General features: G+C 67.9%; 20 protein-coding genes. 13 read left to right on the top strand and 7 right to left on the bottom strand.

Features of this window, described 5'->3' with window-relative positions; genetic code table 11:
- Positions 1–74 precede the first annotated feature (74 nt).
- Positions 75–857 carry an NAD(P)H-dependent oxidoreductase gene (locus tag FAZ11_RS12080; protein WP_058773981.1) on the top strand — a complete coding sequence of 261 codons (783 nt, stop codon included), beginning with the start codon at positions 75–77 and terminating at the stop codon, positions 855–857.
- Between the two features lie 114 nt (positions 858–971).
- Here FAZ11_RS12080 and FAZ11_RS12075 read toward each other — a convergent pair whose 3' ends face one another.
- Genes FAZ11_RS12075 through FAZ11_RS12065 form a run of 3 tightly spaced genes read right to left on the bottom strand, consistent with a single transcriptional unit; the run spans position 972 to position 4427 of the window.
- Positions 972–1271, bottom strand: coding sequence for a DUF2845 domain-containing protein (locus FAZ11_RS12075; RefSeq protein ID WP_058773474.1), 300 nt, complete (start codon positions 1269–1271; stop codon positions 972–974).
- Complete coding sequence (locus FAZ11_RS12070; protein WP_058760521.1) at positions 1268–1552, bottom strand: DUF2845 domain-containing protein; 285 nt, start codon at positions 1550–1552, stop codon at positions 1268–1270. The genes FAZ11_RS12075 and FAZ11_RS12070 overlap by 4 nt, the downstream gene beginning before the upstream one ends.
- A 19-nt stretch (positions 1553–1571) precedes the next feature.
- Positions 1572–4427 carry a DUF748 domain-containing protein gene (locus FAZ11_RS12065; RefSeq protein WP_058773473.1) on the bottom strand — a complete coding sequence of 952 codons (2856 nt, stop codon included), beginning with the start codon at positions 4425–4427 and terminating at the stop codon, positions 1572–1574.
- 438 nt (positions 4428–4865) lie between these two features.
- On the opposite strand from FAZ11_RS12065, the gene FAZ11_RS12060 reads away from it, so the two are divergent.
- From FAZ11_RS12060 to FAZ11_RS12040, 5 genes are all read left to right on the top strand, one after another.
- Positions 4866–5816, top strand: coding sequence for a bestrophin family protein (locus tag FAZ11_RS12060; protein ID WP_058760519.1), 951 nt, complete (start codon positions 4866–4868; stop codon positions 5814–5816).
- A gap of 284 nt (positions 5817–6100) precedes the next feature.
- Complete coding sequence (locus tag FAZ11_RS12055) at positions 6101–7402, top strand: MFS transporter (protein ID WP_058773472.1); 1302 nt, start codon at positions 6101–6103, stop codon at positions 7400–7402.
- 1 nt (position 7403) lies between these two features.
- Positions 7404–8507, top strand: a complete 1104-nt coding sequence (locus FAZ11_RS12050) for a metallophosphoesterase family protein (RefSeq protein WP_058773471.1) — start codon at positions 7404–7406, stop codon at positions 8505–8507.
- 50 nt (positions 8508–8557) lie between these two features.
- Complete coding sequence (locus FAZ11_RS12045) at positions 8558–9826, top strand: arsenic transporter (protein ID WP_058773470.1); 1269 nt, start codon at positions 8558–8560, stop codon at positions 9824–9826.
- A 99-nt stretch (positions 9827–9925) separates the two neighbouring features.
- Entirely contained in the window at positions 9926–10459 is a 534-nt protein-coding gene (locus FAZ11_RS12040) for a cytochrome b (protein WP_058773469.1), read from the top strand.
- Here FAZ11_RS12040 and FAZ11_RS12035 read toward each other — a convergent pair.
- Positions 10456–11385 (bottom strand): LysR family transcriptional regulator, encoded by a 930-nt coding sequence (locus tag FAZ11_RS12035; protein WP_058773468.1) that lies wholly within the window; start codon positions 11383–11385, stop codon positions 10456–10458. The two genes, FAZ11_RS12040 and FAZ11_RS12035, sit on opposite strands and share 4 nt — an antisense overlap.
- A 165-nt stretch (positions 11386–11550) precedes the next feature.
- Between FAZ11_RS12035 and FAZ11_RS12030 the strand changes: the two genes are divergently transcribed.
- The 3 genes from FAZ11_RS12030 to FAZ11_RS12020 all read left to right on the top strand — a co-directional run bounded on the left by FAZ11_RS12030 (position 11551) and on the right by FAZ11_RS12020 (position 17879).
- Complete coding sequence (locus tag FAZ11_RS12030) at positions 11551–13782, top strand: FUSC family protein (RefSeq protein WP_137279127.1); 2232 nt, start codon at positions 11551–11553, stop codon at positions 13780–13782.
- A gap of 99 nt (positions 13783–13881) precedes the next feature.
- Entirely contained in the window at positions 13882–16314 is a 2433-nt protein-coding gene (locus tag FAZ11_RS12025) for a glucan 1,4-alpha-glucosidase (protein WP_058773467.1), read from the top strand.
- Positions 16315–16733: 419 nt separating this feature from the next.
- Positions 16734–17879, top strand: a complete 1146-nt coding sequence (locus FAZ11_RS12020; protein ID WP_058773466.1) for an acyltransferase family protein — start codon at positions 16734–16736, stop codon at positions 17877–17879.
- Here the strand turns inward: FAZ11_RS12020 and FAZ11_RS12015 are convergent.
- Both FAZ11_RS12015 and FAZ11_RS12010 read right to left on the bottom strand, forming a co-directional pair.
- The gene (locus tag FAZ11_RS12015; protein WP_058773465.1) at positions 17806–18711 is read right to left on the bottom strand and encodes an NAD-dependent protein deacetylase; all 906 of its coding nucleotides are present in this window, start codon (positions 18709–18711) and stop codon (positions 17806–17808) included. The two genes, FAZ11_RS12020 and FAZ11_RS12015, sit on opposite strands and share 74 nt — an antisense overlap.
- A gap of 293 nt (positions 18712–19004) precedes the next feature.
- Positions 19005–19454, bottom strand: a complete 450-nt coding sequence (locus tag FAZ11_RS12010) for a GyrI-like domain-containing protein (protein ID WP_058773464.1) — start codon at positions 19452–19454, stop codon at positions 19005–19007.
- 265 nt (positions 19455–19719) lie between these two features.
- Between FAZ11_RS12010 and fdnG the strand changes: the two genes are divergently transcribed.
- The 4 genes from fdnG to fdhE are packed head-to-tail and all read left to right on the top strand — an operon-like array spanning position 19720 to position 25352.
- On the top strand, positions 19720–22785 hold the full coding sequence (gene fdnG / locus FAZ11_RS12005) for a formate dehydrogenase-N subunit alpha (protein WP_137279148.1): 3066 nt from the start codon (positions 19720–19722) through the stop codon (positions 22783–22785).
- A gap of 10 nt (positions 22786–22795) precedes the next feature.
- Positions 22796–23716, top strand: a complete 921-nt coding sequence (gene fdxH, locus FAZ11_RS12000) for a formate dehydrogenase subunit beta (protein ID WP_137279126.1) — start codon at positions 22796–22798, stop codon at positions 23714–23716.
- Positions 23713–24429, top strand: coding sequence for a formate dehydrogenase subunit gamma (locus FAZ11_RS11995; protein WP_137279125.1), 717 nt, complete (start codon positions 23713–23715; stop codon positions 24427–24429). Before fdxH ends, FAZ11_RS11995 begins: the two co-directional genes overlap by 4 nt.
- Positions 24429–25352 (top strand): formate dehydrogenase accessory protein FdhE, encoded by a 924-nt coding sequence (gene fdhE / locus FAZ11_RS11990; RefSeq protein WP_058773460.1) that lies wholly within the window; start codon positions 24429–24431, stop codon positions 25350–25352. The genes FAZ11_RS11995 and fdhE overlap by 1 nt, the downstream gene beginning before the upstream one ends.
- 15 nt (positions 25353–25367) lie before the next feature.
- Here fdhE and FAZ11_RS11985 read toward each other — a convergent pair whose 3' ends face one another.
- Positions 25368–25967: a TetR/AcrR family transcriptional regulator gene (locus FAZ11_RS11985; RefSeq protein WP_058773459.1), complete on the bottom strand. Its 600-nt coding sequence runs from the start codon at positions 25965–25967 to the stop codon at positions 25368–25370.
- Position 25968 lies beyond the last annotated feature (1 nt).

Genomic DNA, 25968 nt, shown 5'->3' with positions numbered 1-25968 from the left:
TGTTTCGGTAATTCATTTTCAGCATAGCGCGGGCGCTTCTAGCCTGGGCAGCTCTTCCACACGAGGTGCTCGCCATGAAGGTCCTGCTGGTCTATGCCCATCCCGAACCCCGCTCGCTCAACGGCGCCCTGCGCGATTTCGCCGTCGCCCACCTGCAGGCCGCCGGTCATGAGGTGCAGGTCTCCGATCTCTACGCCATGAGCTGGAAGGCCACCCTGGACGCGGCGGATGCGCCGCACCTGGCGCCGGGAGAACGCTTCGATGCGGTCGTCGACTCCCAGCGTGCCTATGCCCAGGGCACGCAGCCGGCGGACATCGCCGCCGAGCAGGCCAAGTTACTCTGGGCCGATGTGCTGATCCTGCAATTTCCGCTGTGGTGGTTTTCGCTGCCGGCCATCCTCAAGGGCTGGGTGGAGCGGGTCTACGCCTGCGGTTTCGCCTACGGCGTGGGGGAGCACAGCGACCATCACTGGGGCGACCGCTACGGTGAAGGCACCCTGGCCGGCAAGCGCGCCCTGCTGGTGGTGACCTGCGGCGGCTGGGAATCGCACTACAGCGGGCGCGGCATCAATGGCGGTCTGGACGACATCCTCTTTCCCATCCAGCACGGCATCCTCTTCTATCCCGGCTTCAGCGTGCTGCCGCCGTTTCCGGTCTATCGCACCAGCAAGGTCGATGCTGCCGGTTTCGCGCGACTCTGCCAGGCCTACGGCGCCCGGCTGGATGGGTTGGCGACGGACGCTCCCCTGCCATTCCGGCGGCAGAATGGGGGCGACTACGAGATCCCGGCCCTGACCTTGAGGCCCGAATTGGCACCGGGGCGGACGGGGTTGGGCGTTCATGTGCGGGAGGAGTGAGGGGCGGAGCTACCCTCACCCCAGCCCTCTCCCAGGGGGAGAGGGGGGCGGTCTGCTGCCAGCCTGAGGTGGGGCGGACGACGGCGCCGTCTCGTCCACCGCCCGCAAGCGGACTCAGTTGGCTCTCTTGCTGTCCACCTCGGCCAGGCGGCCGCCGCGGAAGGTGAGGAAATACAGCATGCCGTTCCAGGGGCCATAGGCCCATTCCTCGACGAATTCCACCTGGCGATAGCCGTAGGCATCCGTCACCTGGCGTTCGCCCAGGGGGGTGACGCTCAGTGGAGCGCCGCAGCGGTCGCGTACCTCGTGGGTGGTGGAGCCGTCGGAGACCAGGGCACTGCCGCAGCGGAGGGAGGCGGCCTGGGCGGTGCCGCTGGCGAGCAGGACCAGGAGGAGCAGGGTGCAGCCTTTCATTCGCGCTTGGACTCGATGCGGGTGAGGCGGTTGGCCTCGAAGGTGAGGATGTAGGTGGCACCGTTCTTGGGCCCGTAGACCCATTCTTCGATCACCGCCTCGCGGCGTTCGTTGGGGCCCAGCTCGTAGCCCACCAGGTCGCGGTGAACGGGCTCGCCGCATTTCTGCCGGACTTCGAAGGTGCGATCACCGCGACTGACCAGGGCATTGCCGCAACGCAGGGTATCGGCGGCGGCGCCGGTGGCGACCAGCAGGGTGAGGGCGGCGAGCAGGGCACGCATGACAGGGTCTCCTGACCGGTCAGAGCGCGCCGAGCTGCAACTGTGCGGCCGTGGGCGACTCGCCGGATTTGGGTTGAGTGCTGACGTCCAGCAGATAGACCCGCTGGGCATCCAGTTTCGCCGTGTCCACCAGATAGGTCTTGATGGCGCTCGCGCGTTGCTGGGCCAGGCTGCGCAGGAGGCCGTCGTTGCCGCTCCAGGCTTCGAGGACCGCCTGCCGCAGGCGCGCCGTGCGGGTGGCATCGTCAAGACTATCCCATTCCTGCGGCGGTTGCGCCTGTAGCCGCAGGCGGTACAGGCCTTCCAGCAGCGGCGCGCGCATGTCGGCGGGCACCTGCAACTGGCTCGGATCGGCCGGCACCTTGTCGCCCCGGCGTTGCAGCAGGTTGAAATATTGGGTCTGGAAGTCCTTTTCCAACTGGCTGGCGGCCAGGGCGCGTCCGTCGCTGGCGGCGCTGGCGTGGCCCTCGACTTCTACCGCCAGTTGTGGGCGTTGGCGCAGGGCCGTGGCCAGCTTGTCCAGGTCACTACGCGCCTGGGCGGAGAGGCTGCTGCTGCCCGGGGCGAAATCGATGGCGTCGAGGTTGGCCTCGTGTCCGCCGACGAGACCCGCCAGCATGCGGAAGGGTGCCTGGACGGTGCGGGTCAGCAGATTTCTCAGGGTCTGCCAGACCACCGGCATGACGCTGAAGTTGGGGTCGCTGAGGTTGCCCGCCACCGGCAGGCGCAGGTCGATGCGGCCGTGGCTGTCCTTGAGCAGGGCCACCGCCAGGCGCAGCGGTAGATCCACGGCATCCTTGCTGTCCACCCGGTCACCCAGTTCCAGCTGGTCGAGCACCACGTGGTTCTGCGCCTGCAGCTTGCCGTTGTCGATGCGGTATTGCAGGTCCAGGTCCAGGCGCCCTTTGCGTACCGCGTAGCCGGCGAACTTGCCGGTGTAGGGCGACAGGGTGGTGAGTTCGACCTGGCGGAAGTAGGCGGTCACGTCCAGTTGCTGCCAGGGGTCGAGGGGGTCGAGCCGCCCCTTGATCTCCACCGGGGCGAAGCGGTCGACCTTGCCGGAGAGGTGGATGTCGGCCGGTTTCGAGGCGGCGGTGTCCAGGGTGCCGATGCCGCCCTCCAGGGACTGGATATTGGTGGCGAAGCCGGGCTTGAGGCTGTTGTCGGCGAAATCGGCGCTGCCGTCCTTGATGTTCACCCCGCCGATGCGGATCTGCAGCGGCGGCGAGTCGGACTTGGCTTCGGCCTTGGGTTGGGGGACCAGCAGGGCACTGAAGTTGTTGCTCAGGTCCTGGTTGATCACCAGGGTGCCATAGGGCTTTTCCAGATCGATCTGGTCGATGACCAGGCGTTTGCCCAGGTCGAAGGCGATGCCCTGCAGGTCGAGCAGTTGCCAGCGCATGAAGTCCTGCTGGTGCAGGGTGTCCAGCAGATGCACCTGAGTGATCTGGGCGTTGCCGCTGACTCTGAGGCCCAGCGGGTCGCCGGCGGCCAGGGCCACCTTGAGGCGGCCGGCCAACTGGCCGCTGCGGATTTCCAGGCGCAGATAGGGGCTGAGGTAGGGCTGGGCCTGGCGCAGGTTGAGTTCGTCGATGCCGACGGTGAAGTCGCCCTGCAAGGGGTTGAGCGCCAGCTGGCCGTCGACGGTGATGCGGCCGCGATCGCCCAGGGTGGTCTTGAGGTCGAGGCCGAAGGGCTTATCCCCCTGGGTGTCGAAGTCCTTCAGCGCCAGGTCCAGGCCGCTGAAATAGAGACTGGCCGGGTCCGGCGGCACCCGGTCCACCAGGTGCAGCTGGTTGTCGCTGAGCTGGACGTCCTTGAGCTGCACCCGCCAGGCCGGTCCGCTACTGGGGGCGTCGCTGCTGGGGAAGAGTTTCTGCCAGTCCAGGCTGCCGTCCTTTTCGCGATTGCCCCAGGCATCCAGGCCGTCGCCCCGCAGCCGGGCGATGCTGACCTCGCGCTTCTGCAGATCCAGGGCGAGGCCCTCGGCGGCGAAGTGCTTGAAGCTGGCCTTGGGTTCGGCGCCCACCGCCTGTACGGCGACGTCGTCGAGTGCCAGGCGGCCCTGGCTGAGTTGCAGTTGCAGCGTCTTGGTCAGGTCCAGTCGGTAGTGGGTGCTGGCTTCCAGCCGGCCCTCGGCGAGGGCCAGGGGTAGCTGGTTGCGCACATAGGGCCACCAGGGCGCGAGGCTTACGGCCTTCAGCGTCAGGTCGCCCTCGCTGCGCAGGGGTGCAAGGTCCAGGCTGCCTTTCCAGGTCAGTTGCCCGCCCTGGGCGGTGGTGGCGGTCAGCGCCAGCTGGCCCGGGGTCTCGCTGCTGCGGGTGCGGAAATCCTGCAACGTGGCATCCAGCGGGGTGAAGGTGACCTCCACCGGCTGGGCGCCCTGGGCATCGAGGTAATGCAGCTGTCCGCCCACCAGGGCGATGCGTTCGATGTGTACCGGGAAGGGCTGGCTCGGCTGCTCCGGGGTGGGCGCAGGCGCGGCGGTGGCGGCGGCCGGCTCGCTGCGCCAGAGCCCCGCCAGGTTGACCGCGCCACCCTTGGCGATGCGCAGGTCGACCCGCGGCTGGTCGAGGCGCACGTCGGTGAGGTGCAGGGTGCGCCGCCAGAGGCTGTCCAGTTGCAGATTGGCGTAGAGACCTTCGGCGGCCACCGTGGGCTGCTCGGCCGGGCCGATCAGCAAGCCCTGGGCGCGCAGCTCCAGGGTGAAGGGGTTGAAGCTCAGGGCCTGCAGGTGTGCCGGCTGGGTGAGGCGCTCGGCCAGCGTCTGGTTGAGGTAGTGCAGGGCGAGGCGCGGTCCGACGACGAAGCCGAGCAGACTGTAGAGGGCCAAGAGCGCGAGCAGGACGAGGCTCGCTTTCACAATTCTGGGCATGCAGGCATCTAGGACGGCAAAGGTGACCGGATTATGGCACGTCGCTCCCAATGGGGAGGGCGGTGGCTGTCCCAAAAGCGGCGCGGGTCGCAGGTGAGAGCGTTCACCTGGCGTCCGCTGATCCTCGCCAACTGGCGAAGCCATCACGTTGCTCGTTTGCGGCAGGCCGGGCGTGAGGCCAGACCGATCAGTGGTCGAGCTGGCACAAAGGCTTCCGCTAGAGCCATTGCAGAGGCAGCGAAGCGCTCTGGCACGGCACTTTGCCATGATCCATCGGTCGGTCTCGGATTAAGTTTGACTTAAGGGCCGCCGACTAGTCTCGTGAACAGGTTGCAGGCTCAGGAGGAGGCGCGGCGACGGGTCGAGGGCCCGTGGTGAGAGGTCAGGAGGCACGGGCAACCATGAATCGAGAATCCGCGCCGCCGCCGGGAGTGCCCCATGTCCAATCCGATCCAGCTCCATTCGATCCGCAAGAAGATCGAGTTCCTGCGTACCAGCTTCAGCTATGTCGGCTGGTCGCTGTTCGGCCTGCTGCTGTGGGACGTGGCCGTGACCGTGGACGCCATGCTGTTCGTCGACGATCGCTTCGACCTGCCGCTCACGCCCCTGACCCTGCTGTGCTCGGCGCTGGTGGTGCTGATCAGCTTTCGCAACAGCAGCGCCTATGGTCGTTGGTGGGAGGCGCGGACCCTGTGGGGCGCCATGGTCAACAGTTCGCGCAGCTTCGGCCGCCAGGTGCTGACCCTGATCGATGACGCGGGCGCTGGCCAGAATAGAGTCAAGCCGGTGCTCTTGCGCCGGCACATGGGCTATCTGCACGCCCTGCGCGCCCAGCTCAAGCGCCAGGACCCGGCCCAGGCCGCGGCGCCCTATCTCGCCCGCCACGAACTGGCGCTGGCCGAGGGCAGCCTGAACTTCGCCAACGACATCCTCGCCGGCACCGCCGAGCTGATCGCCAGCGAGTACCGCCAGGGCCGGCTGGACAGCATCCGCCTGGCGCGGCTGGAAGAGACCCTGGTGGACATGTCCAACTGGCAGGGCGGCATGGAGCGCATCGCCAACACGCCCTTGCCCTATCCCTATGTGTGCTTTCCGCAGCTGTTCAGCTTCCTGTTCTGCATCGCCATGCCGCTGGGACTGGTCTCGACCCTGGGCTGGTTCACCCCGCTGGTGTCCACCGTGGTCGGCTTCATGCTGTTGGCCCTGGAGCGCATCGGCAGCGATTTGCAGGCGCCCTTCGCCGATAGCCAGCACCAGATCACCATGGACAAGCTGTGCGCCACCATCGAGGCCAACCTGCTGTCGATGCTGCGGCCGCGCAGCGAAGAGGGCGCGACCGTGGAGCTGGCGCAGGAGAGCAGCCCGGTTCCGGCACGCCAGGTGGCCTGAGGCGACGGATGGCCGCGAGACGCGCGGCGCCAGTGGGCGCTGGGCAAGAAACGGCAGCCAGGTTGCGCAAAGGGGCGCAGTAGACAGATTCTTTCATGCTGGCACGGCACTAGCGTCGCTTCGCTCCGGTCACATTTTGCAACCTCCCCTGGCAGCGGTGGTTTGGCGTGGCGTCGCGGAGCGTTCCGGGCGTCGCCAACCCGCCGGGGAGAGGTGTGCCACGGGGTGCAGGTCCAGCGGACATCACCCGGGCGACCCTTAACCTTCGCTACGGATGCCCGCTCATGTCAGAGAACCGTTCCCCGGCCGCCGGGACCGGCGCCGAACCCTCGCGCCGCGCGCGCCATGCCCTGGATGCCCTCAACTTCACCCTGGCCGATGTGCGCGACGGCCTCGGGCCCTATCTCGCCATCTACCTGATCGCCGTGCGCGGTCCGGGGGAGGGCTGGAACGAGGCCACCGCCGGCTTCATCATGACCCTGGCCGGCATCGCCGGACTGATCGCCCAGACCCCGGCCGGTGCCCTGATCGATCGCACTCGCCACAAGCGCCTCATGGTCGGTATCGCCGCCCTGGTGGTGACGATCTGCAGCGTGATGCTGCCCTTCGTCTCCAACTTCTACGTGGTGGCCGCCACCCAGTCGCTGGCCCACGCTGCGGCGGCGATCTTCGCACCGGCCCTGGCGGCCATCACCCTGGGCATCGTCGGACCCAAGGCCTTCACCCGGCATATCGGTCGCAACGAGGGCTTCAATCATGCCGGCAACGCCGTCTCCGCGGCACTGGCCGGCGGTCTGGCCTATTTCTTCGGGCCCACCGTGGTGTTCTGGCTGATGGCCGCGCTGGCCGCGGCCTCCATCGTCGCCATCATCCGCGTACCCCAGGACGAGATCGACGACGACCTCGCCCAGGGCCTGGGCGACGAGGGTGCCCGCGATGCCAAGCCGGTGTCGGCCTGGCAGGCGCTGCTGGCCAATCGCAAGCTGCAATTGCTGGCGCTGCTCGCCGCCATCTTCCACCTGGCCAATGCCGCCATGCTGACCTCGGTCGGCCAGCAACTGACCCATATCGTCGGCAAGGACAGCGCCACCTCGCTGGTGGCCGTCTGCATCGTCGCCGCCCAGTGCGTGATGGTGCCGGTGGCCATCCTGGTGGGGCGCAAGGCCGACGTCTTCGGGCGCAAGCCGATCTTCCTCTTCGCCTTTGCCGTGCTGGCGATCCGCGGCGTGCTCTACACCTTTTCCGACAGCCCTTACTACCTGGTGGCGGTGCAGTTGCTCGATGGCGTCGGTGCCGGCATCTATGGCGCCCTGATGCCGGTGATCGTCGCCGACCTCACCCGTGGATCGGGTCGCTTCAACGTCAGCCAGGGGGCCATCGCCACCGCCCAGGGCCTGGGCGCGGCGATCAGCGCCACCATCGCGGGAATCATCATCGTGCGCTTCGGCTACGGCGCGGCCTTCACCACCCTGGCGGCCATCGCCGGGTTAGGCTTCGTGCTCTATCTGCTGCTGATGCCGGAAACCCGGGACGAGCAGGTCACCCAGGGCGCGGCGCGTCCCACCGGTTCGGTGGTGGGAGGCTGAGATGGCACGACTGGATGATTTTCTCGCCTTCGCCCACATCGGCGACCTGCACCTGACCAACGCCGACGCGGACAACAGCCGCGATCTACAGGCCATCCTGCAGCGGCTGCGCAGCCGCGAGGAGCTGGATTTCGTCTACCTGCCCGGCGACAACGCCGACAACGGTACGGCAGAGCAGTACCGCCTGTTGCGCCAGGCACTGGCCGGCTTTCCCTTGCCGGTCGAGGTGATCACCGGCGATCACGACATGGAGGGCGGCGATCTCGGCCCCTTCTATGCGGAGTTGCAGGTGCCGAATCTGCCCTACGCCAAGGACCTGGGCGGCGTGCGCTGTCTGTTCCTGGATATGTGTGGCCCCGGTACGGGCGGCCCGGACTTCCGCCTGGGCGCCGAGCAGCTGCAGTGGCTGGAACGGGAACTGCTGGAGGCCACCCGCGAGGAGCGCCAGTGCGTGGTCTTCATGCACAGCTATCCGGCGGACCTGCGCGGGCCTGGCGAGGCGGAGCGGGTGGCGCGCCTGCTGCACGAAGGTCCGGTGCGGCTGGTGGAGATCGGTCACACCCATTACAACGAACTGGCCCATGACGGTGGCGTGCTCTACGCCGCCTGCCGCTCCACCGGCCAGATCGAGGAGGGCGAGGCCGGCTTCGCCCTGGTCACCATCGATGGCCAGGCGGTGAGCTGGCGCTTTCGCGAGTTGCACGAAGACGGGCCCTGGGTGCAGATTACCGCGCCCGGCGATGTCCGCCTGAACGCGGCCGGTGCGGTCGAAGCCGACGAGTGTCGCGCCCTGGTGCTCACGACTGCGGCGCTGGACGTCTGCGAATGGCGGTGCGACGAGGGGCCCTGGTGGCCGCTGCAATCCATCGGTAACGGGCGCTATCGCAGCGATCGGCCGGTGCCTGCGGGAGCCGGCCGCCTGCAGGTCCGGGTGCGCGACACGAGCGGCGCGGAAGACCGCGACGAGGTGGCGCTGGAGGGACAGCGCCCGGCACTCGCCAGCCCCGAACACTGGGGTTCGGATCATACCCAGCTGGGCGAATGGCCGACCAAGGGCCTGTTGGGTACCCAATTGGGCCCCAATCGCAATGGCCGCAAATGGTGAGATCGGCAGCCCGCCGGTCTCGCGGATCGACTAGAAGGAACGAGTCCTAGATGGGGTTTTTCGCGGTTTCTCCTCACCTGCTGACCTGGATCATCGCCGGCCTGGCCACCCTCGGGGTGGTCACCCGGCCTTTCGGCCTCCCCGAGGCGCTGTTCGCCTTGGCCGGTGCGGCGCTGCTGGCGGTGTTCGGCCTGCTGCCCCTGGAAGGGGTATGGCATGGCATCGCCAAGGGCACCGACGTCTACCTGTTCCTCATCGGCATGATGCTGCTGGCCGAGATCGCCCGGAAGGAAGGGCTGTTCGACTGGGTGGCCGGCCACGCGGTGCAGGCGGCCAAGGGTTCGGCGCTGCGGCTGTTCGCCCTGGTCTATGGCGTGGGCATCCTGGTCACGGTGTTTCTCTCCAACGACGCCTGCGCGGTGGTGCTGACCCCGGCGGTCTATTACGCCACCCGCGCCGCCCAGGTGAAGAATCCGCTGCCCTATCTGTTCTCCTGCGCCTTCATCGCCAACGCGGCGAGTTTCGTGCTGCCGATCTCCAATCCGGCCAACCTGGTGGTCTTCGCCGACCACATGCCGGAGCTGGGGCGCTGGCTGGCGCTGTTCACCCTGCCGTCGATCCTGGCCATTGGCGCGACCTTCCTGGTGCTCTGGGCGACCCAGGCCAAGGTGCTGCGCGCCGAGCGCCTGGCCACCGGTGGTGCGGTGGAGGCCCTGCCCACCACCGGACGCATCGCCGGCTGCGGCCTGATCCTGACCATCCTGGTCCTGCTCGGCGCCTCGGCGCTGGATCTGGAGCTGGGCCTGCCGACCTTTCTCGCCGGCTTCGCCACCTTCCTGGTGGTGGTGGCCTGCAAGCGTGGCGGTGGCCTGGAGTTGCTCAAGCACATCTCCTGGAGCGTGCTACCACTGGTGGCCGGGCTGTTCGTGCTGGTGGAGGCGCTGGAGACGACGGGCGTGCTGAAGCTGCTGGCCAACCAGCTCCAGGCCGCGGCTCAGGCGACGCCGGAGCGCGCGGCCTGGGGCGCCGGCCTGCTGGTGGCTTTCGGCAGTAACCTGGTCAACAACCTGCCGGCGGGTCTGCTGGCCGGCGCCGCCGTACAGGCCGCCCACGTCTCCGAGAAGATCGCCGGGGCGGTGCTGATCGGCATCGACCTGGGCCCCAACCTGTCCATCACCGGTTCGCTGGCGACCCTGCTGTGGCTGGCCGCGCTGCGCCGCGAGGGGCTGTCGGTGAGCTTCTGGCAATTCCTCAAGCTGGGCACCCTGGTGATGATCCCGGCGTTGCTGTTGGCCCTGGCCGCGCTCATCCACCTTTGAGCAGGCTCTGACGGGCGGTAGCGGCTTTCTCCCAGGCGCAGCAACACTTCGCTGCCGCCTGGGGCACTATCGGGACTCCACCGCTGCGGAGAGCTGCCCATGGCCATCGCGCGCTACACCGGTGTCGCCCAGACCCTGCACTGGCTGACCGTTGCCTTGCTGTGCCTGCTGTTGCCCTTCGTCTGGGTGGCGGAAAACTTTCCGCCCGGTCCGGTGCGCACGCTCTGGTATCTGCTGCACGAATCCACCGGTATCACGGTATTCCTGCTGGTGCTGATCCGCCTGACCTGGCGCTGGCGCCATCCGGCGCCGCCGGCCAACCCCCGTGACGGGCGCCTGCTACGGCTGCTCGCCGGCCTCAATCACGGCCTGCTCTACGCCGTGTTGCTGGTGATGCCGGTGACTGGCTACCTGATGGCCGGCCAGGGGCAGTCGGTACCGGTATTCGGATTGTTTTCCCTGCCGGGATTTCCCCGCCATGAAGCCCTCGGCATCCTCGCCGACCGCATCCATGTGGCCTGCCAGTTCGCCGTCTATGGCCTGGTGATCCTGCACGTGGCGGCGGTGGTCTGGCACGTGGCGATCCGCCGTGATGGGACGCTGGAGCGGATGCTGCCGGAGCAGCGGCTTTAGGTGCCTTCCACCAATTGCCGATCACGCTCCAGCAGGGCGGGCAGTGTCTCGCGCAGATGATCCACCAGGGTGCGAATCTTGGCATCGAGAAAGGGCCGCGACGGATAGAGGGCGTGGATGTCCAGGGCATACAGGCGGTGTCCGGGCAGCACCCGCTGCAACCGGCCGCTGGCGAGTCCGGCGACGGCGGCGTAGAGCGGCAGGGCGCCGATGCCTAGGCCGCTGGCCACGGCTTCAGCCAGAGCGTCGGCGGTGTTGACCTGGAACGGCGGCCGGTCCACCACCACCTCGGCACTGCCTTCCGGGCCTTCCAGCAGCCAGCGATCCGGCGCCATGGCGCGATTGACCAGGCGCAGGCAGCGATGCTCGGCGAGGTCCGCGGGCGCGGCTGGGCGACCCTCGCGCTCCAGATAGTTGGGCGCCGCGCAGAGCACGCTATGGGTGCTGCCCAGGCGCGCCGAGCAGAAGGCCGAATCGGCAAGACCCGCGGCCAGGATCAGCGACAGGTCGTAGCCTTCCTTGAGGATGTCGGTGAAGGTGTTGGTCAGTTGCAGATCCAGGTCGACCTCGGGATAGCGCTCGCGATAGCCGGCCAGGCTCTGGATCAGGTAGTGCTGGCCGAGGCCGGTCATGGTGTGGATGCGCAACCGCCCGCGTGGCACCGCCAGGGCATGGCGGGCCTCGGCGTCGGCTTCGTCGAGGTCGGCGAGGATGCGCTCGCAGCGCACCAGGTAGCGCTCGCCTGCTTCGGTCAGCCGCAACTGGCGGGTGGTGCGATGCAGCAGCCGGGTCTGCAGGTGCTGCTCCAGCTGGCTCACCGCCCGCGAGACATAGGCGGTGGTGAGTTCCAACTGGCGGGCGGCACCGGTGAAGCTGCCGGTGCGGGCCACGCAGGCGAAGGCGCGCAGATTGAAGAGGTGATCCATGGGCGAGGGCGGGGCCGGGTAAAGCGCCATTGTGGGCCATTACCCGCCCGTTGGTTAACGCTCTTTGCCGTCGCACCCGGCTTAATCGGGGTGGGTCCGGCTTCCTAGAATGGCCGCCGAGGCGCTGCGCCTCACCCCCTCCCGTCGATCCCGTCGTTGCCCAGCATGCCCCTCGCTTCGCCGTTGCCCCTGCGGCCCTCCCGCTCCGTTCCGCGCCAACGCTGGCCCAGCCTGAATGCCTGGCGCCGCGCCGGTCGCGAATGGGCCCGCACCGACGGCCAGACCTGGGCCTTCATCGCCAAGGCCTTGCTCGCCGCCGCCCTGGCGCTGTGGCTGGCCTATCGCCTGGAGTTGCCGCAACCGAGCACCGTGCTGGTCACCGTCTTCATCGTCCTGCAGCCGCAGAGCGGCCAGGTGCTGGCCAAGAGTTTCTATCGGGTCCTGGGCAGTCTCGCGGGCTTGAGCTTCACCGTCGCCGCCATCGCCCTGTTCGCCCAGGAGCGGGTCCTGCTGCTCGGCGCCCTGGTGCTGTGGATCGGCTATTGCACCCGCGGCGCGGCGCGCTACCGGGACTTTCGCAGCTATGCCTTCTTGCTGGCTGGCTATACCGCCTGCCTGGTGGGGCTGCCGGCGGTGGCCGCGCCCCAGGGCGCCTTCTTGCAAGCGGTGTGGCGCCTGCTGGAGATCGCCCTGGGCATCTGCTGCGCCGGGGTGGTGAGCGTGGCCATCCTGCCGCAGACCACCCGCGGTGTCCTGCGCCGCACCCTGGCGCAGCGCTTGCGCGACTTCCTCGCCATGGCCCATGACGGCCTGCTCGGCCACCTCGACGCCGAACGCTTCGCCGCGCTCAGCGCCCGGTTCGCCGCCGACTCCGTGGGGTTCGAGAGCCTGCGCAGCGCCAGCGTCTTCGAAGAGCCCTACCTGCGCCGCCGCAGCGGGCGCCTGGCCGCCCTGGGCAATCGGCTCATGCTGCTCAACACCCGCTTTCATGCCCTCCACCAGTTGCTGGAGCGTCTGGCCGCGCGGCCGCCGGCGGTGCGCCAGGCCCTGGCGCCCGCCCTGGAACTGATCGCCGCCGCCCTGGCGCCAGGCCTGGGCCGGCTACCGGAAGAGCGCGATCTACGCCGGCTCAACGAGCGCCTGGCCGCGGAGCGCGAAACCCTGATGGCGACGATCCGCGCCGGTCGCCAGCAACTGGCGCGGACGGCGCCCGCGGCCGAGGCCGACCGGCTCGACTACGACACCGCCGCCGAATTGCTCTATCGCTTCGCCGAGGATCTGCACCTGCTGCTGAACACCCAGCTGGAGCTGGACGTACTGACCGGCCCCGCGCCCAAGACGCGCGAGACCTTCACGCCCCTGGCCAGTCGCGCGGTGGCCTGGATGGCCGGGTTGCGCAGTGCCCTGGTGGTGCTCGGCGTCGGCCTGTTCTGGATCGAGACCGCCTGGCCGAGCGGGGCGGCCTGCACCCTGGCGGCGGGGCTGATCTCGGCGCTGGCTTCCACCTCGGCCGATCCGCGCCGCTATTGCCTGCAGTTGGCGGGAGGCACCCTGGTCGGCGCCCTGGCCGGGGGCCTGCTGCAATTCCAGGTGCTGCCCTGGGTGGACGGCTTCGCCCTGTTGCTGCTGACCCTGGCACCGGTATTCGCCGCCGGCGCCTGGCTGATCACCCGGCCGCGACTGGCGGGCTATGGCACGGGCTTGATGGTGTGGTTCTGCTCGGCGGCGCTGCCGGGCAATCTGCCGCGCTACGATGCCGATGTCTTCTGCAATACCTATCTGGCCTATCTCGTAGCCTGTGGCGTGGCGGTGCTGGCCGTCAGCGTGCTGCTGCCGCCCAGCCAGCCCTGGGTCTGGCGCCGCCTGGAAGACGCCCTGCGCGAACGACTGGTGCATGCCATAGGCGCACCTCTACCGGGGCTGAGCAGCCGCTTCGATGGCGGTCTGCGCGACCTGCTCAACCAGGTGCAGGTGCTGACCGTGGGCCAGCCGGCGGTGCAGCGGCAGTTGCTGCGCTGGACCTTCCTCAGCCTGGAGCTGGGCCACGCCATCATCGAGCTGCGTCTGGAGCAGGCCGCCTTGCCACCCTTGCCCTGGTATCGCGAGCAGCGCGCCTGGCGCCTGGCCATCCGCGCCCTGGGCCGGGCGCTGGTACGGCTGTTCCGCCAGCCCAACGCCGCCAACCTGGCCCGCGCCCTGAGCGCGGTGGACCAGGCCATCTTCCTCGCGCACCAGGCCCAGCGCCATCTGGAGCCCACTCCGGGCGACTTCGATCGCTCGCCGCTGCGGCGCATCGCCAGCTACCTGCACTTCATCCGCACCTCGCTGTTGGCGCCGGATTCGCCTCTGGCGCACCACCTCCCGCCGGTCGCCCAAGCGCAACGGGACGAGGGCTGAACGGCACCTTGGAAAAATCCGACTAGTCTTACTGATAGAGGGCTCAAGAGCCTTCTGCCATGCGACTTTCGGCATAACCAGAACAAGGCCCGCCTGCCCATGCCCCTCCGCTTCGTCCGTCCGTTGCTGTGTTCCGCCAGTGTTCTGCTCACTCCCTTGGCGTTCGCCCTGAACGCCCCCGGCGCACCCGGCGCCGCACCCTTCTGGTCCTATTCCGGCAAGACCGGCATAGGCACCAGCTACGAGGCCTATCGCGATGGCGCCTATAGCGACCAGGCCAGTACTGGCCGCGTCTCGCGGGTGTGGTTCTCCCTGGCCCAGGGCGTGGTCACCGAGACCATGCAGGGACTCATCCACGAGGCGCAGCTGCGTGAGATGCAGCTGGTGATCCGCGGCCCCGACTTCACCCACCTGGAGCGCGACGACACCGACAGCCGCATCGAATACCTGGCCACCGATAGTGCTGGCCGGCCCACCTCGCTGGCCTACCGGATCATCAATCGCGACCGCCAGGGCCGCTACGAGATCGAGAAGCACGTCTTCACCGACCCGGACCAGGACACCCTGGTCATGCGCGTCATCTTTCGCAGCCAGGACCCGCGTATCCAGCCCTATCTCTACGTCGATCCGGCGCTGGCCAACAGCGGCAGCCATGATCGCGCGGCGGTGAAGGGCTCCGTGCTCTACGCCAGCGAAGGCGAGCACGCCCTGGTGGTGAAGGCCAGCCAGCCGCTGCTGACCCCCACCGTGGGCTTCGTCGGCGCCTCCGACGGCCTCGACGACCTGCGCCGCCACGGCAAGCTGACCCAGCTCTACAGCAGCACCGGCGACCAGGCCGGCAACGTCGCCATGCTGGCCAAGCTGCCGCTCACCGGCGCCGAGACCACCCTGGACGTGGTGGTGGGCTTTGGCGCCAATCCGCGCCAGGCCGAGGCGGCGGCCGATGCCACCCTGGCCCGCGGCTACCAAAAGGTGCTGGCCCACTACAACGGCGAGGGCGACGCCATCGGCTGGCAGGATTACCTGGCCAGCCTCGATCAGCTGCCGCGCCTGCAGGCCCAGGCCGGCGACGGCGGCAAGCTGCTCAACGCCAGCGCCCTGGTGCTCAAGGCCCAGGAAGACAAGACCCACGCCGGCGCCCTGATCGCCTCGCTGTCCAACCCCTGGGGCGAAACGGTGCCGGCCGCCAAGGGCACCACCGGCTACAAGGCGGTCTGGCCGCGGGACTTCTACCAGTGCGCCATGGCGCTGCTGGCGCTGGGCGATCGGCAGACGCCCAAGGTCGCCTTCAGCTACCTCAAGCAGGTGCAGGTGGACGCCAACACCGCCCACAAGCCAGCCGACAGCTCCGCCTTCATCCACCAGCAGCGGCAGGGCGACGAGGTCCGCGCGCCGGGCGCCACCGGCTGGTTCCTGCAGAAGACCCACGTCGACGGCACCATCGAATGGGTGGGGGTGCAACTCGACCAGACCGCCATGCCGATCATGCTCGGCTATCGCCTCTGGCAGGGTGGCCTCTTGGGCGATGCCGAAATCGATCGCTGGTACCGCGACATGCTCCGGCCCGCGGCGGACTTCCTCGCCCGCGACAGCCAGGTCAACCTGGGCTGGAACACCTGGCAGGTCAAGCCGCCGCAGACCCAGCAGGAGCGCTGGGAAGAGCAGTGGGGCTATTCGCCGTCCACCACCGCGGCGGTGATCGCCGGGCTCGCCACGGCCAGCGAACTGGCGCGCCACGCCGGCGACGAGGCCAATGCCAGCCGCTATCGCGACACCGCACGGCGTTATTCCAGCCAGGTGGAAAAGACCATGGCCACCACCCAGGGCAGTCTGGGCGCCGGCAACTACTACCTGCGCATCACCCAGAATCCCGACCCGAACGACAAGGGCAAGCTGGTGGACAACAACAGCCGTCCGGGCCTGCCGGAAGACCAGGTGCTGGACGCCGGCTTCCTCGAACTGGTGCGCTACGGCGTGCGCCCGGCCGGTGATCCGCTGGTGCAGAAGAGCCTGGCGGTGCTGGACGACGAAGGCCTGCCGGAGAATCTGCGGGTCAAGTACAGCTTCCAGTATCCCGGGGTGACCGGCACCTTCCCCGGCTGGCGGCGCTACGGCAACGACGGCTATGGCGAGAGCGAGACCTCGGGCATCAACTTCCCGGCCACCGAGCAGCCAGTGCCCAACTCCGGCCTGCGTGGCCGGGTCTGGCCGATCTTCACCGGTGAACGCGGCCACTACGAGCTGGCGCGCTTGATTCTGCAGGGCAAGCCGGACCCGGCGGCGTTGGCCAAGCTGCGTGACACCTATGTCCGCGGCCTGGAACTGTTCGCCAACGCCGGCCTGATGCTGCCCGAGCAGGTCTGGGACGGCGTGGGCGACAACCAGCGCCATGGCTACACCAAGGGGCAGGGCACCGATTCGGCGACGCCGCTGGCCTGGTCCCACGCCGAATACGTCAAGCTGCTGCGCTCGATGGCGGACGGCCAGGTGTGGGATCACTACCCGGTGGTGGCGCGGGTGTTGGCGCCCTGAGACAGGCCTGGACGCAAGGGCTACCCTGGTGGCCAATGCTGCCTTTTCGGCAGCGAGTGCAGCCAAAAAGGCAGCATTGGCTAACGTCGAGATCGGATTGCCTGCTCTCGACCACGGGCGCCGACGAACGGCATGCAGCCGTGAAGCGGCGTGCCAGAGCCGCGGATGGCGGCCAGCGAAACGTCGAACCTAAGGGAACGCCTGTAACAAGACTTGTCTGATGGGCGTTCTCAGGCTTTCCTGAGGCAAGCGGATCCTTCCGCTAGCCACTTTCCCTCTCCGCTCCGGTCCTCCTGCCCACGGTCCTGTACCGCGCGGTAGCCTGCCCGGCTGTCGTCGTTTTCTCTCGCTCGCTGTGGTCTCCGCGCCTGTCGCCAGGATGCGGATGCCGGCCTGCTCCTGTCAAAAAGGTCACGGATATGACTGACGTCGCTCTCCCCATAGCGCTCTACCTGGGCACCTTGGTGCTGCTGGCCTTCGCCCTGCGGCGCAGCCCCTTGCTCACCCAGGAGACCCTGGCGCGTTCCTCGCCGCTGGATGCCCTGCGTGGCATCCTCGCCACCGCCGTGGTCTGCCTGCATTTCGTGCTGACCTATCACCTCAAGGCCGAGGGCCAATGGCGCGAACCCGACAGCGACCTGCTCTACAACCTGGGCGTGGTGCCGGTCTCGCTGTTCTTCATGATCACCGGCTACCTGTTCTTCGGAAAGGTCTATCGCCGCACGCCGGACTGGGGCGAGCTGCTGAGGTCGCGGGTGCTGCGGGTGATGCCGCTGTATCTCTGCGTAGTGGCGGTGGTGGTGCTCTTCACCCTGATCCGCACCCACTTCGTCATCGCCGACGGCCAGCGCTTCATGCTTGAACTGCTCAGCTGGGAGCTGTTTTCCGGCTTCAGTCTCAACGGCCTGGAGGAGAGCGGCTGGATGACCGCCGGCGCCCACTGGACGCTGCGCTACGAGGCGCTGTTCTATCTGGCGCTGCCGATCATCGCCGTATTGTTCAATCGCCGTGGCTTCGGCCTGCCGCTGCTGATCTCGGCGCTGCTGGTGGGTGGCCTGGTGGCCGCCGGCTATCACTATCACGTGCTGGGCGCGCGCTTCGGCCTGCTGTTCCTGCTGGGTTTCCTGCCGGTGTTCCTCAAGGCCCATCGGCCAGCGCTGCTGGCACGGCTGCGTACCCCCCTGGTGGCGGCGCTGTCGCTGGCGCTGGTGGCCTACGCCATGGTCCAGCCGGACTACAGCCTCAAGCAGATGCTGGCGCTGGCGTTGCCCTTCGCCGCCATGGCCAGCGGCAACGACCTCTTCGGTCTCCTGCGCAGTCGCGGGCTCAAGGTACTGGGCGAGATCAGCTACAGCCTCTATCTGACCCACGGCCTGCTGCTCTATGGCCTCTTCACCCTGCTCAACCTGGGCTCGGTCGAGGTCCTGGGTACGGTCGGCTTCATGGCGCTGTTGCCGCCGGTGCTGGTGCTCGCCTGCCTGCTGTCGATGCTCAGCTACCGCTGGATCGAGCGTCCGCTGATGCATCTGGGCCGGGCGCCGCGGCGTCAGGAAGTACCCGCCTGAGAGCCGGCGCGACCGCCCCGGGATGTTCCAGCAGAAAGGCCAGCCCCTCGGCGCAGGAGGCTTCCACCTTAAGCGTCAGCAGGTCGTCCGCGCGGGTCCGGCCATAGCCCAGGGCGGCGATGGGCAGGCCGGCGCGGGCGGCGGCCTGGGCGAAGCGAAAGCCGGAATAGACCATCAGCGACGAGCCCACTACCAGTAGCGCATCGGCGCGGCCCAGGTGGGCGAAGGCACGCTCCACCCGCGCGCCGGGTACGTGTTCGCCAAAGAACACCACGTCCGGCTTGAGCAGGGCGCCGCAACGCGGGCAGTCCGGTACGCGGAAACTCAGGAAATCCACGCCTTCCAGATCGGCATCGCCATCCGGTGCGGTAGCCGCGTCCAGCTGCAGCCACTCACCGTTGAGTTCGCCCAGCCACTGCTGGAATTCCTGGCGCGGCAGGCGCAGCTCGCAACCCAGGCAGCGGATCTGGTCGAGGCGACCGTGCAGGTCGATCACCGCCTCGCTGCCGGCGGCCTGGTGCAGGCGGTCGACGTTCTGGGTCAGCAGCATCTCCACCTGGCCACGCCGCTCCAGCGCCGCCAAGGCCTGGTGGGTAGCGTTGGGCCGCGCCTGGCAGAAGCGCGGCCAGCCGATCAGGCTGCGCGCCCAGTAGCGGCGGCGAAGCAGGTCGTCGCCGACGAAGGCCTGCAGGGTGACCGGTTGCGGACGCTTCCAGGCGCCGTCGCGGTCGCGGTAGTCGGGAATGCCGGAATCGGTGCTGCAACCGGCACCGGTGAGCAGGAAGATCCGCTCGTGCCGGGCGATGAAGGACTGGAGCTCGGGCAGGGACATCGTGCACCTGGGATTGCGGGCGATATCCCCAGCTTGGAAAGGGTTATGCCGCGAGGCAAGCCGCAGCTGACGAACGTCCTGTCCGCGCTGCGGCATCCGCTTTCTTAGAAGCTGTTCACGATCTCGCGAGCTAGAGACAAACAAGGCCTAGGCGGCCCCGCGAAAACGCCTGAGGAAGCGGATCGGACTCGCGCTCGAGTTTACGAGTGGTAAATGAGCATTCCGACGGGGCTGGCCTTCCAGGGCATTTTCAACGCAGTTTGGCCGACGCGCAGCAGATCGTTGACAGCTTCTTAGTAGACCGGCACGTAGATGTAGATCTGCGAATCCTGGGCGTCCACCCCGGTGAAGGCCTCGGTGTAGTGCTCGAAGCAGGCGCCCGGGCGGGGTTGCAGGCCACGGGCGGGGAGCAGCTCGGCGAACAGCCGGCCCAGGCTCTTGGCCACGCTGGGCGCGGTGCCCAGGTGCACGTAGCGGGCGTAGCGGCCTTCCGGCAGTTCCTGGCGCACCATGCCGGCGGGCAGCGGGGCGCCCGGCGCGGTGGCCACGGCAGCCAGGTAGTGCATGGTACCGGCCTGGCGCCAGCTCAGGCCGTACCATTCGGCCTCGCCTTCGCGGCCGCTGATCTCGCCGGCGCGGTCGGCGAAGCGCCGCCAGAGGGCGGCGATGTCTTCGCCCTGGCCGGGCTCGAACAGCAGGCCGGTCACTTCCAGGGCGGGATGGTCGACGATTTCCAGCGACATGGGACAGACTCTCTCGAAGATGGCATGAAGGCCGCCACCTTACTCCAGCGGCGCCCCGGGGTCAGCCGGGGCAGCGGTCTGACGAAAGGTCGCAGCTGCCGTCAGGGCCTGCCCCAGACCCGGCGAAGCCCTGCCGCCGCTTCGTTAAAATACTGATTTTGCATGGGTTTTCGAAGAAGAAAGACGACGCTTCGCTCGAACTGCCAGGCCCTGGCCAGGACGAAGTCCTACCGTGATGTGCCTGGAGTTACCCAGAAAAATGTCGATCAAGGTATCGCGCCGCAACTTCCTCAAACTCAGTACGGCGGGGGTCGCCACCTCGAGCATGGCCTTGCTCGGCTTCGCCCCGGAACCCGCGCTGGCGTCCATCCGCTACTACAAGCTCGCTGCCGCCAAGGTGACGCGCAACACCTGCACCTACTGCTCGGTGGGCTGCGGCATGCTGCTCTACAGCCGGGGCGATGGCGGTATCAACACCGTCAGCGACATCTACCACGTCGAAGGCGATCCGGATCATCCGGTCAGTCGCGGCTCCCTCTGCCCCAAGGGCGCCGGGGTGCTGGACTTCATCAAGAGCGAATCACGCCTCTCCCATCCCGAGGTGCGCGAGCCGGGCAGCAACGAGTGGAAGCGCATCAGCTGGAACGAGGCGCTGGATCGCATCGCCCGCTACATGAAGGAGGACAGGGACAAGAATTTCGTCACCCATGACGCCGATGGCCATCTGGTCAACCACTGGACCACCACCGGCTTCCTGGCGGCCTCCGCCTGTTCCAACGAGACGGCGTATCTCACCCAGAAGGTGATCCGCAGCCTCGGCATGCTGGCGATCGACAACCAGGCGCGCGTGTGACACGGACCGACGGTGGCAGGTCTTGCCCCTTCGTTCGGCCGCGGTGCCATGACCAATCACTGGGTCGACATCCGCAACGCCAATCTCATCCTGTCCATGGGCGGCAACTCGGCCGAGGCGCACCCGGTGGGCTTTCGCTGGATGGTGGAAGCCAAGGAAAAGAACAACGCCAAGCTGATCACCATCGATCCGCGCTTCACCCGGACCTCGGCGGTGGCGGACTACCACGCCTATATCCGCACCGGGACCGATATCGTCTACCTGGGCGGGCTGATCAACTTCCTGCTCACCACGGACCAGATCCAGCATGAGTACGTAAGGGCCTACACCGACGTCGCCCTCATCGTGAAGGAGGACTACGGCTTCCACGACGGCCTCTTCTCCGGCTTCGGCGAGGACAAGCGCCGCGCCTACGAGAAATCCAGCTGGAGCTACGAGTTCGACGAGCGCGGCATGGTGCAGGAAGACCCGACGCTGCAGCATCCGCGCTGCGTCTACCAGTTGATGAAGGCGCACTACAGCCGCTACACCATCGAGCTGGTGGAGCGCGTCTGCGGCATGCCGCGCGAGCAGATCCAGACCACCTGGGACATGATCGCCGAGACGGCGCGCCCCGAGCGCACCATGAGCATCCTCTACGCCCTGGGCTGGACCCAGCACTCCGTCGGCGCCCAGATCATCCGTACCGCCTCCATGGTGCAGCTGCTGCTGGGCAACATCGGCATGCTCGGCGGTGGGGTCAACGCCCTGCGCGGCCACTCCAACATCCAGGGGCTGACCGACCTGGGCCTGCTCTCCAACCAGTTGCCGGGCTATCTCTACCTGGCCTCCCACGAAGAGCAGGAATACCGCGACTACATCAAGCGCCGCGCCAAGCAGCCCCTGCGCGAAGGCGAGGTCTCCTACTGGAAGTACTACGAGCGCTTCCACGTCAGCCTGATGAAGGCCTGGTTCTCCGAGGCGGCGACCAAGGACAACGACTGGTGCTACGACTGGCTGCCCAAGCTCAGCGAGCCGCTCTACGACGTCCTGCACACCTTCGAGCGCATGCACCACGGCGAGATCACCGGCTACTTCTGCCAGGGCTTCAACCCGCTGGCCTCCTTCCCGGACAAGAACAAGGTCAGCCAGGCGCTCGGCAAGCTCAAGTACCTGGTGGTGATGGACCCGCTGGCCATCGAGACCGCCGAGTTCTGGCAGAACCACGGCGAACTCAACGACGTGGACCCGAGCCAGATCCAGACCGAGGTGTTCCGCCTGCCCACCACCTGCTTCGCCGAGGAGAACGGCGCCATCGTCAATAGCTCGCGCTGGTTGCAGTGGCACTGGCGCGCCGCGCCGCCGCCGGGCGAATCGCGGCCGGACGTGGCCATCCTCGCCGGGCTGTTCCATCGCCTGCAGGGGATGTATCGCGACGAGGGCGGCGCCTTCCCCGATCCCATCCTCAACCTCACCTGGCCCTACAGCAATCCGGAGGAGCCCAATCCCGAGGACCTCGCCCAGGAATACAACGGTCGCGCCCTGGCCGACCTGCCCGGACCGAATGGCACCATCTCGCACAAGCGTGGCGAATTGCTCGACGACTTCGGCTTCCTCGCCGACGACGGCAGCACCACCTGCGGCTGCTGGATCTACTCGGGCTCCTACAACCGCCAGGGCAACAACATGGACCGGCGCGACAACGCCGATCCCTACAATATCGGCATGACCCTGGGCTGGGCCTGGTCCTGGCCGCTCAACCGCCGCATCCTCTACAACCGCGCCGGTGCCCGGCCCGATGGGACCTCCTGGGCGCCGGAGAAGCGGCTGATCTGGTGGAACGGCGAGCGCTGGGCGGGCGCCGACATCCCCGACTTCCCCTGGACCTCGCCGCCTTCGGCCAAGGCCGGGCCCTTCATCCTCAACCAGGAGGGGGTCGCGCATTTCTTCGGCGGCAGCCTGCTGGCCGAGGGGCCCTTCCCGGAGCACTACGAGCCCTTCGAGTCGCCGCTGGACCACAACCCGCTGCACCCGGACAACCCACGGGCCAAGAACAACCCGGCGGCGCGGATCTTCCCCGGCGACCGGGCGCGGCTGGGCACCCGCGAGGAATTCCCCTATGCGGCCACCACCTACCGGCTGACCGAGCACTTCCACTTCTGGACCACCCATGCGCGGCTCAACGCCATCGCCCAGCCGGAGAAGTTCGTCGAGATCGGCGAGGACCTGGCGACCGAACTCGGCATCCAGGCCGGCGACTGGGTCAAGGTCAGCTCCAAGCGCGGCTACATCAAGGCGGTGGCGGTGGTGACCAAGCGCATGCACGGGCTGCAGGTGGAGGGGCGCACCGTGCACCACGTCGGCATTCCCATCCACTGGGGCTTCAAGGGCGTAGCCCGCCCGGGATTCCTCACCAACACCCTGACCCCCTTCGTGGGCGACGCCAACACCCAGACACCGGAATTCAAGTCGTTCCTGGTGAACGTGGAAAAGGTCTGAGGGAGGTTCTATGAGAGGCGATCAAGTCAACTTCCAGAACATCGTCGCACGCTCGGCCACCTCCGAGGAGTCGCCCCACACCCGCATCGGCGGGGTGGAGGCGGTGGCCAAGCTGATCGACGTGTCGCGCTGCATCGGCTGCAAGGCCTGCCAGGTGGCCTGCTCGGAATGGAACGACCTGCGTGACGAGGTCGGCCATTGCAACGGCACCTACAACAACCCGCCGGACCTCACCCCGGAAACCTTCCAGGTGATGAGATTCGACGAATACGTCAACGAGAAGGGCAACCTGGAGTGGCTGATCCGCAAGGACAACTGCATGCATTGCGCCGAGCCGGGCTGCCTCAAGGCCTGCCCGGCGCCGGGGGCCATCGTGCAGTACGCCAACGGCATCGTCGACTTCAATTCCGAGCACTGTATCGGCTGCGGCTATTGCGTCTCGGGCTGCCCCTTCGACGTGCCGCGCATCTCCAAGAAGGACCAGAAGGCCTACAAGTGCACCCTCTGTTCCGACCGCGTCTACCACGGCCTGGAGCCGGCCTGCGTCAAGTCCTGCCCGACCGGGGCGATCATGTTCGGCACCAAGGAGGACATGACCGAGCACGCCCAGATGCGCGTCGGCCAGCTCAACGACCGGGGCTTTCCCGGCGCTGGTATCTACGATCCGGCGGGGGTGGGCGGCACCCATGTGATGTACGTGCTGCAGCACGCCGACAAGCCGGAGCTCTATACCCACCTGCCGGCCGATCCGCAGATCAGCCCCATGGTCAGCCTGTGGAAGGGCGTGACCAAGCCGATCATGTCGGCGCTGCTGGGCGTCACCGCCATCGCCGGCATCGCCCACTACCTGACCAAGGGACCCAAGGAAGAACCCGAGGAATCCCCGGACGAGGCAGAGCGCCACGCCGCGCGCGAGGAGGATCGGCCATGACCACGCCGTCGGACAACAAGCGCGGCATCCTGCGCTACACCACCTTCAGCCGGCTGAATCACTGGTTCATCGCCTTCACCTTCGTCTGCCTGACCCTGAGCGGCCTGGCCTTCTTCCACCCGTTTTTCTTCGACCTCACGGCGCTGTTCGGCGGGCCGACCATGACGCGCATCCTGCACCCCTTCATCGGGGTGGCCATGAGCCTGGGTTTCGTGGTCATGGCGGTGCGCTTCTTCAAGGTCAATCTGTTCAAGCGCCACGACGTGGCCTGGGTGCGGCGCATCGGCGACGTCCTCGCCAACCGCGATGAACGGGCGCCGCCCATCGGCGCCAACAACCCGGGGCAGAAGCTGGTGTACTGGGTGATGCTGCTGTCGGTGCCGGCGCTGCTGCTCAGCGGCTTCTTCATCTGGCGGCCGTACTTCGCCGACATCCTGCCGCGTGGCTGGCTGCGCTTTTCCAGCCTGGTGCACGCCTATGTCGCCTTCGTCGCCATCGTCACCCTGATCATCCACGTCTATTCGGCGATCTGGGTGAAGGGCTCCTTCCGCGCCATGACCCAGGGCCGCGTCAGCCGCGCCTGGGCCAAGCACCACCACCGGCTGTGGTATGACGAAATCGTCGAGCAGGAACGCCGCGAAAGCGGCGAGCAGGACGAGCGGGGCGAGCGGCCCCTGGATGAACACCGCATGCCCGACAAGGGGACTCCCTGATGCATCAGTACGGCACCTCGCCCACCGGCATCCTCAATCCGCCGCCGGTGGTGCTGCCCGATCGCCAACTGTTCGCCCGTCGCGCCCGCCGCCTGCGCGAACTGGCCGAGCGCAGCCCCGAGCTGGGCGATTTCCTCGGCTTCATGGCCCTGCTGGTCCAGGCCCAGGAGGCCGTCCTGCAGGAACGCCAGCCCAGCTGGCAACCGGCGCCGGATGCCTTCAGCCTGGCCCTGGAGCACGGCATGCCGCCGCTGCAGGGGCAGGCGCTGCTGCGGGATCTGGACTGGCAGGGCGATCTGGAGGCGTTGCTGGCCAACCTGGAACTGCGCATCGCCGCGCGTCAGCGGCCGGTGCTCGAACAACTGGCCGCCTTGCCGGAGACCGAGCGTCAACGGCTCGCCGAGCAGTTGCTCGCTCAGGAGCCCGGCGCCCCAGAGGTCCGGGCGCTGCTGCCCCTAGTGGGCGCTGCCCTGCAGGTCGCCTGGGTACGCCTGGCCCTGAGCCTGCCGCAACCGCCCCAGCGCCTGGGCGATGCCAGCCGGGTGCTGTGCCCGACCTGCGCGGCGCCGCCGCTGGCCAGCATCGTCCACGCCGACCGTGATCGCGACAACGTGCGCTATCTGCACTGCAGTCTCTGCGCCACCGAATGGCACCTGGAACGCAGCAAGTGCAGCTGCTGCAACACCAGCGCCCAGGTGCGCTATCTGGCCCTGGAAGACGACGCAGGCAAGACGCCCCTGGCCGCCCAGGCCGAGACCTGCGACAGCTGCGACAGCTACCTCAAGCTGGTCAGCAAGAGCTTCAACCTCGGCGCCGATCCCCTCGCCGACGACCTCGCCAGCCTGCCGCTGGATTTCGCCCTGGCCGAAGCAGGGCGCTATGCCCGCAGCGGCTTCAATCCGCTGTTCATCGCGGGCGAGTAAGGGCGCGGCGACGGCTCAGGCGTCTTCGGGCAGCGTCTGGGTCACCGCCAGACCGGCCAGGCGGGCGCTGGCCAGCAGGCGCTCCAGACTCTGGCCGTAGCGCGCACTGGCGGAGAGGCCGGCCATGGTGGTGGCGACGAAATCGGCCACCAGCTGCGCCTGTTGTGGATAGCGCGCGGCGATGCTGCTGTGGATGAGCTCCTGGGCCGTCAGGTGATAGACATTGGCCGCCGCGCGCGCCTGGGGATCGTCGCAATGCATACCCTCCAGCACCAGACAGCCCGTCGCGAGCGGATCGGCCGCGTAGCGGCGCGCCGCCTCTTCCAGTAGCTGCACCAGCGCCATGGTCAGCGGCCGGTCGGCGGCCAGGATCTGCCGCAAGGGCAGGGCGTCGGTCAGGGCGTAGCGTTCGAGCACCTTCCGATACAGCTCGGCCTTGCTGCCGAAGGCCGCATAGAAACTGGGTGGATTGATGCCGAGGGCCTGGGTGAGGTCGGCGACGCTCACCCCGTCGTAGCCCTGTTCATGGAACAGACGCTGCGCGCGGGCGACGGCCTGGTCCGGATCGAAACGGCGCGGACGGCCACGGGGTGCGGATTTATTTGTAGCGATCATT

The sequence above is a fragment of the Pseudomonas rhizoryzae genome, assembly GCF_005250615.1.
Lineage (GTDB): Bacteria > Pseudomonadota > Gammaproteobacteria > Pseudomonadales > Pseudomonadaceae > Chryseomonas > Chryseomonas rhizoryzae.
The sequence above is the reverse complement of the archived record's forward strand: the minus strand, read 5'-3'. Positions and strand labels throughout refer to the sequence as shown.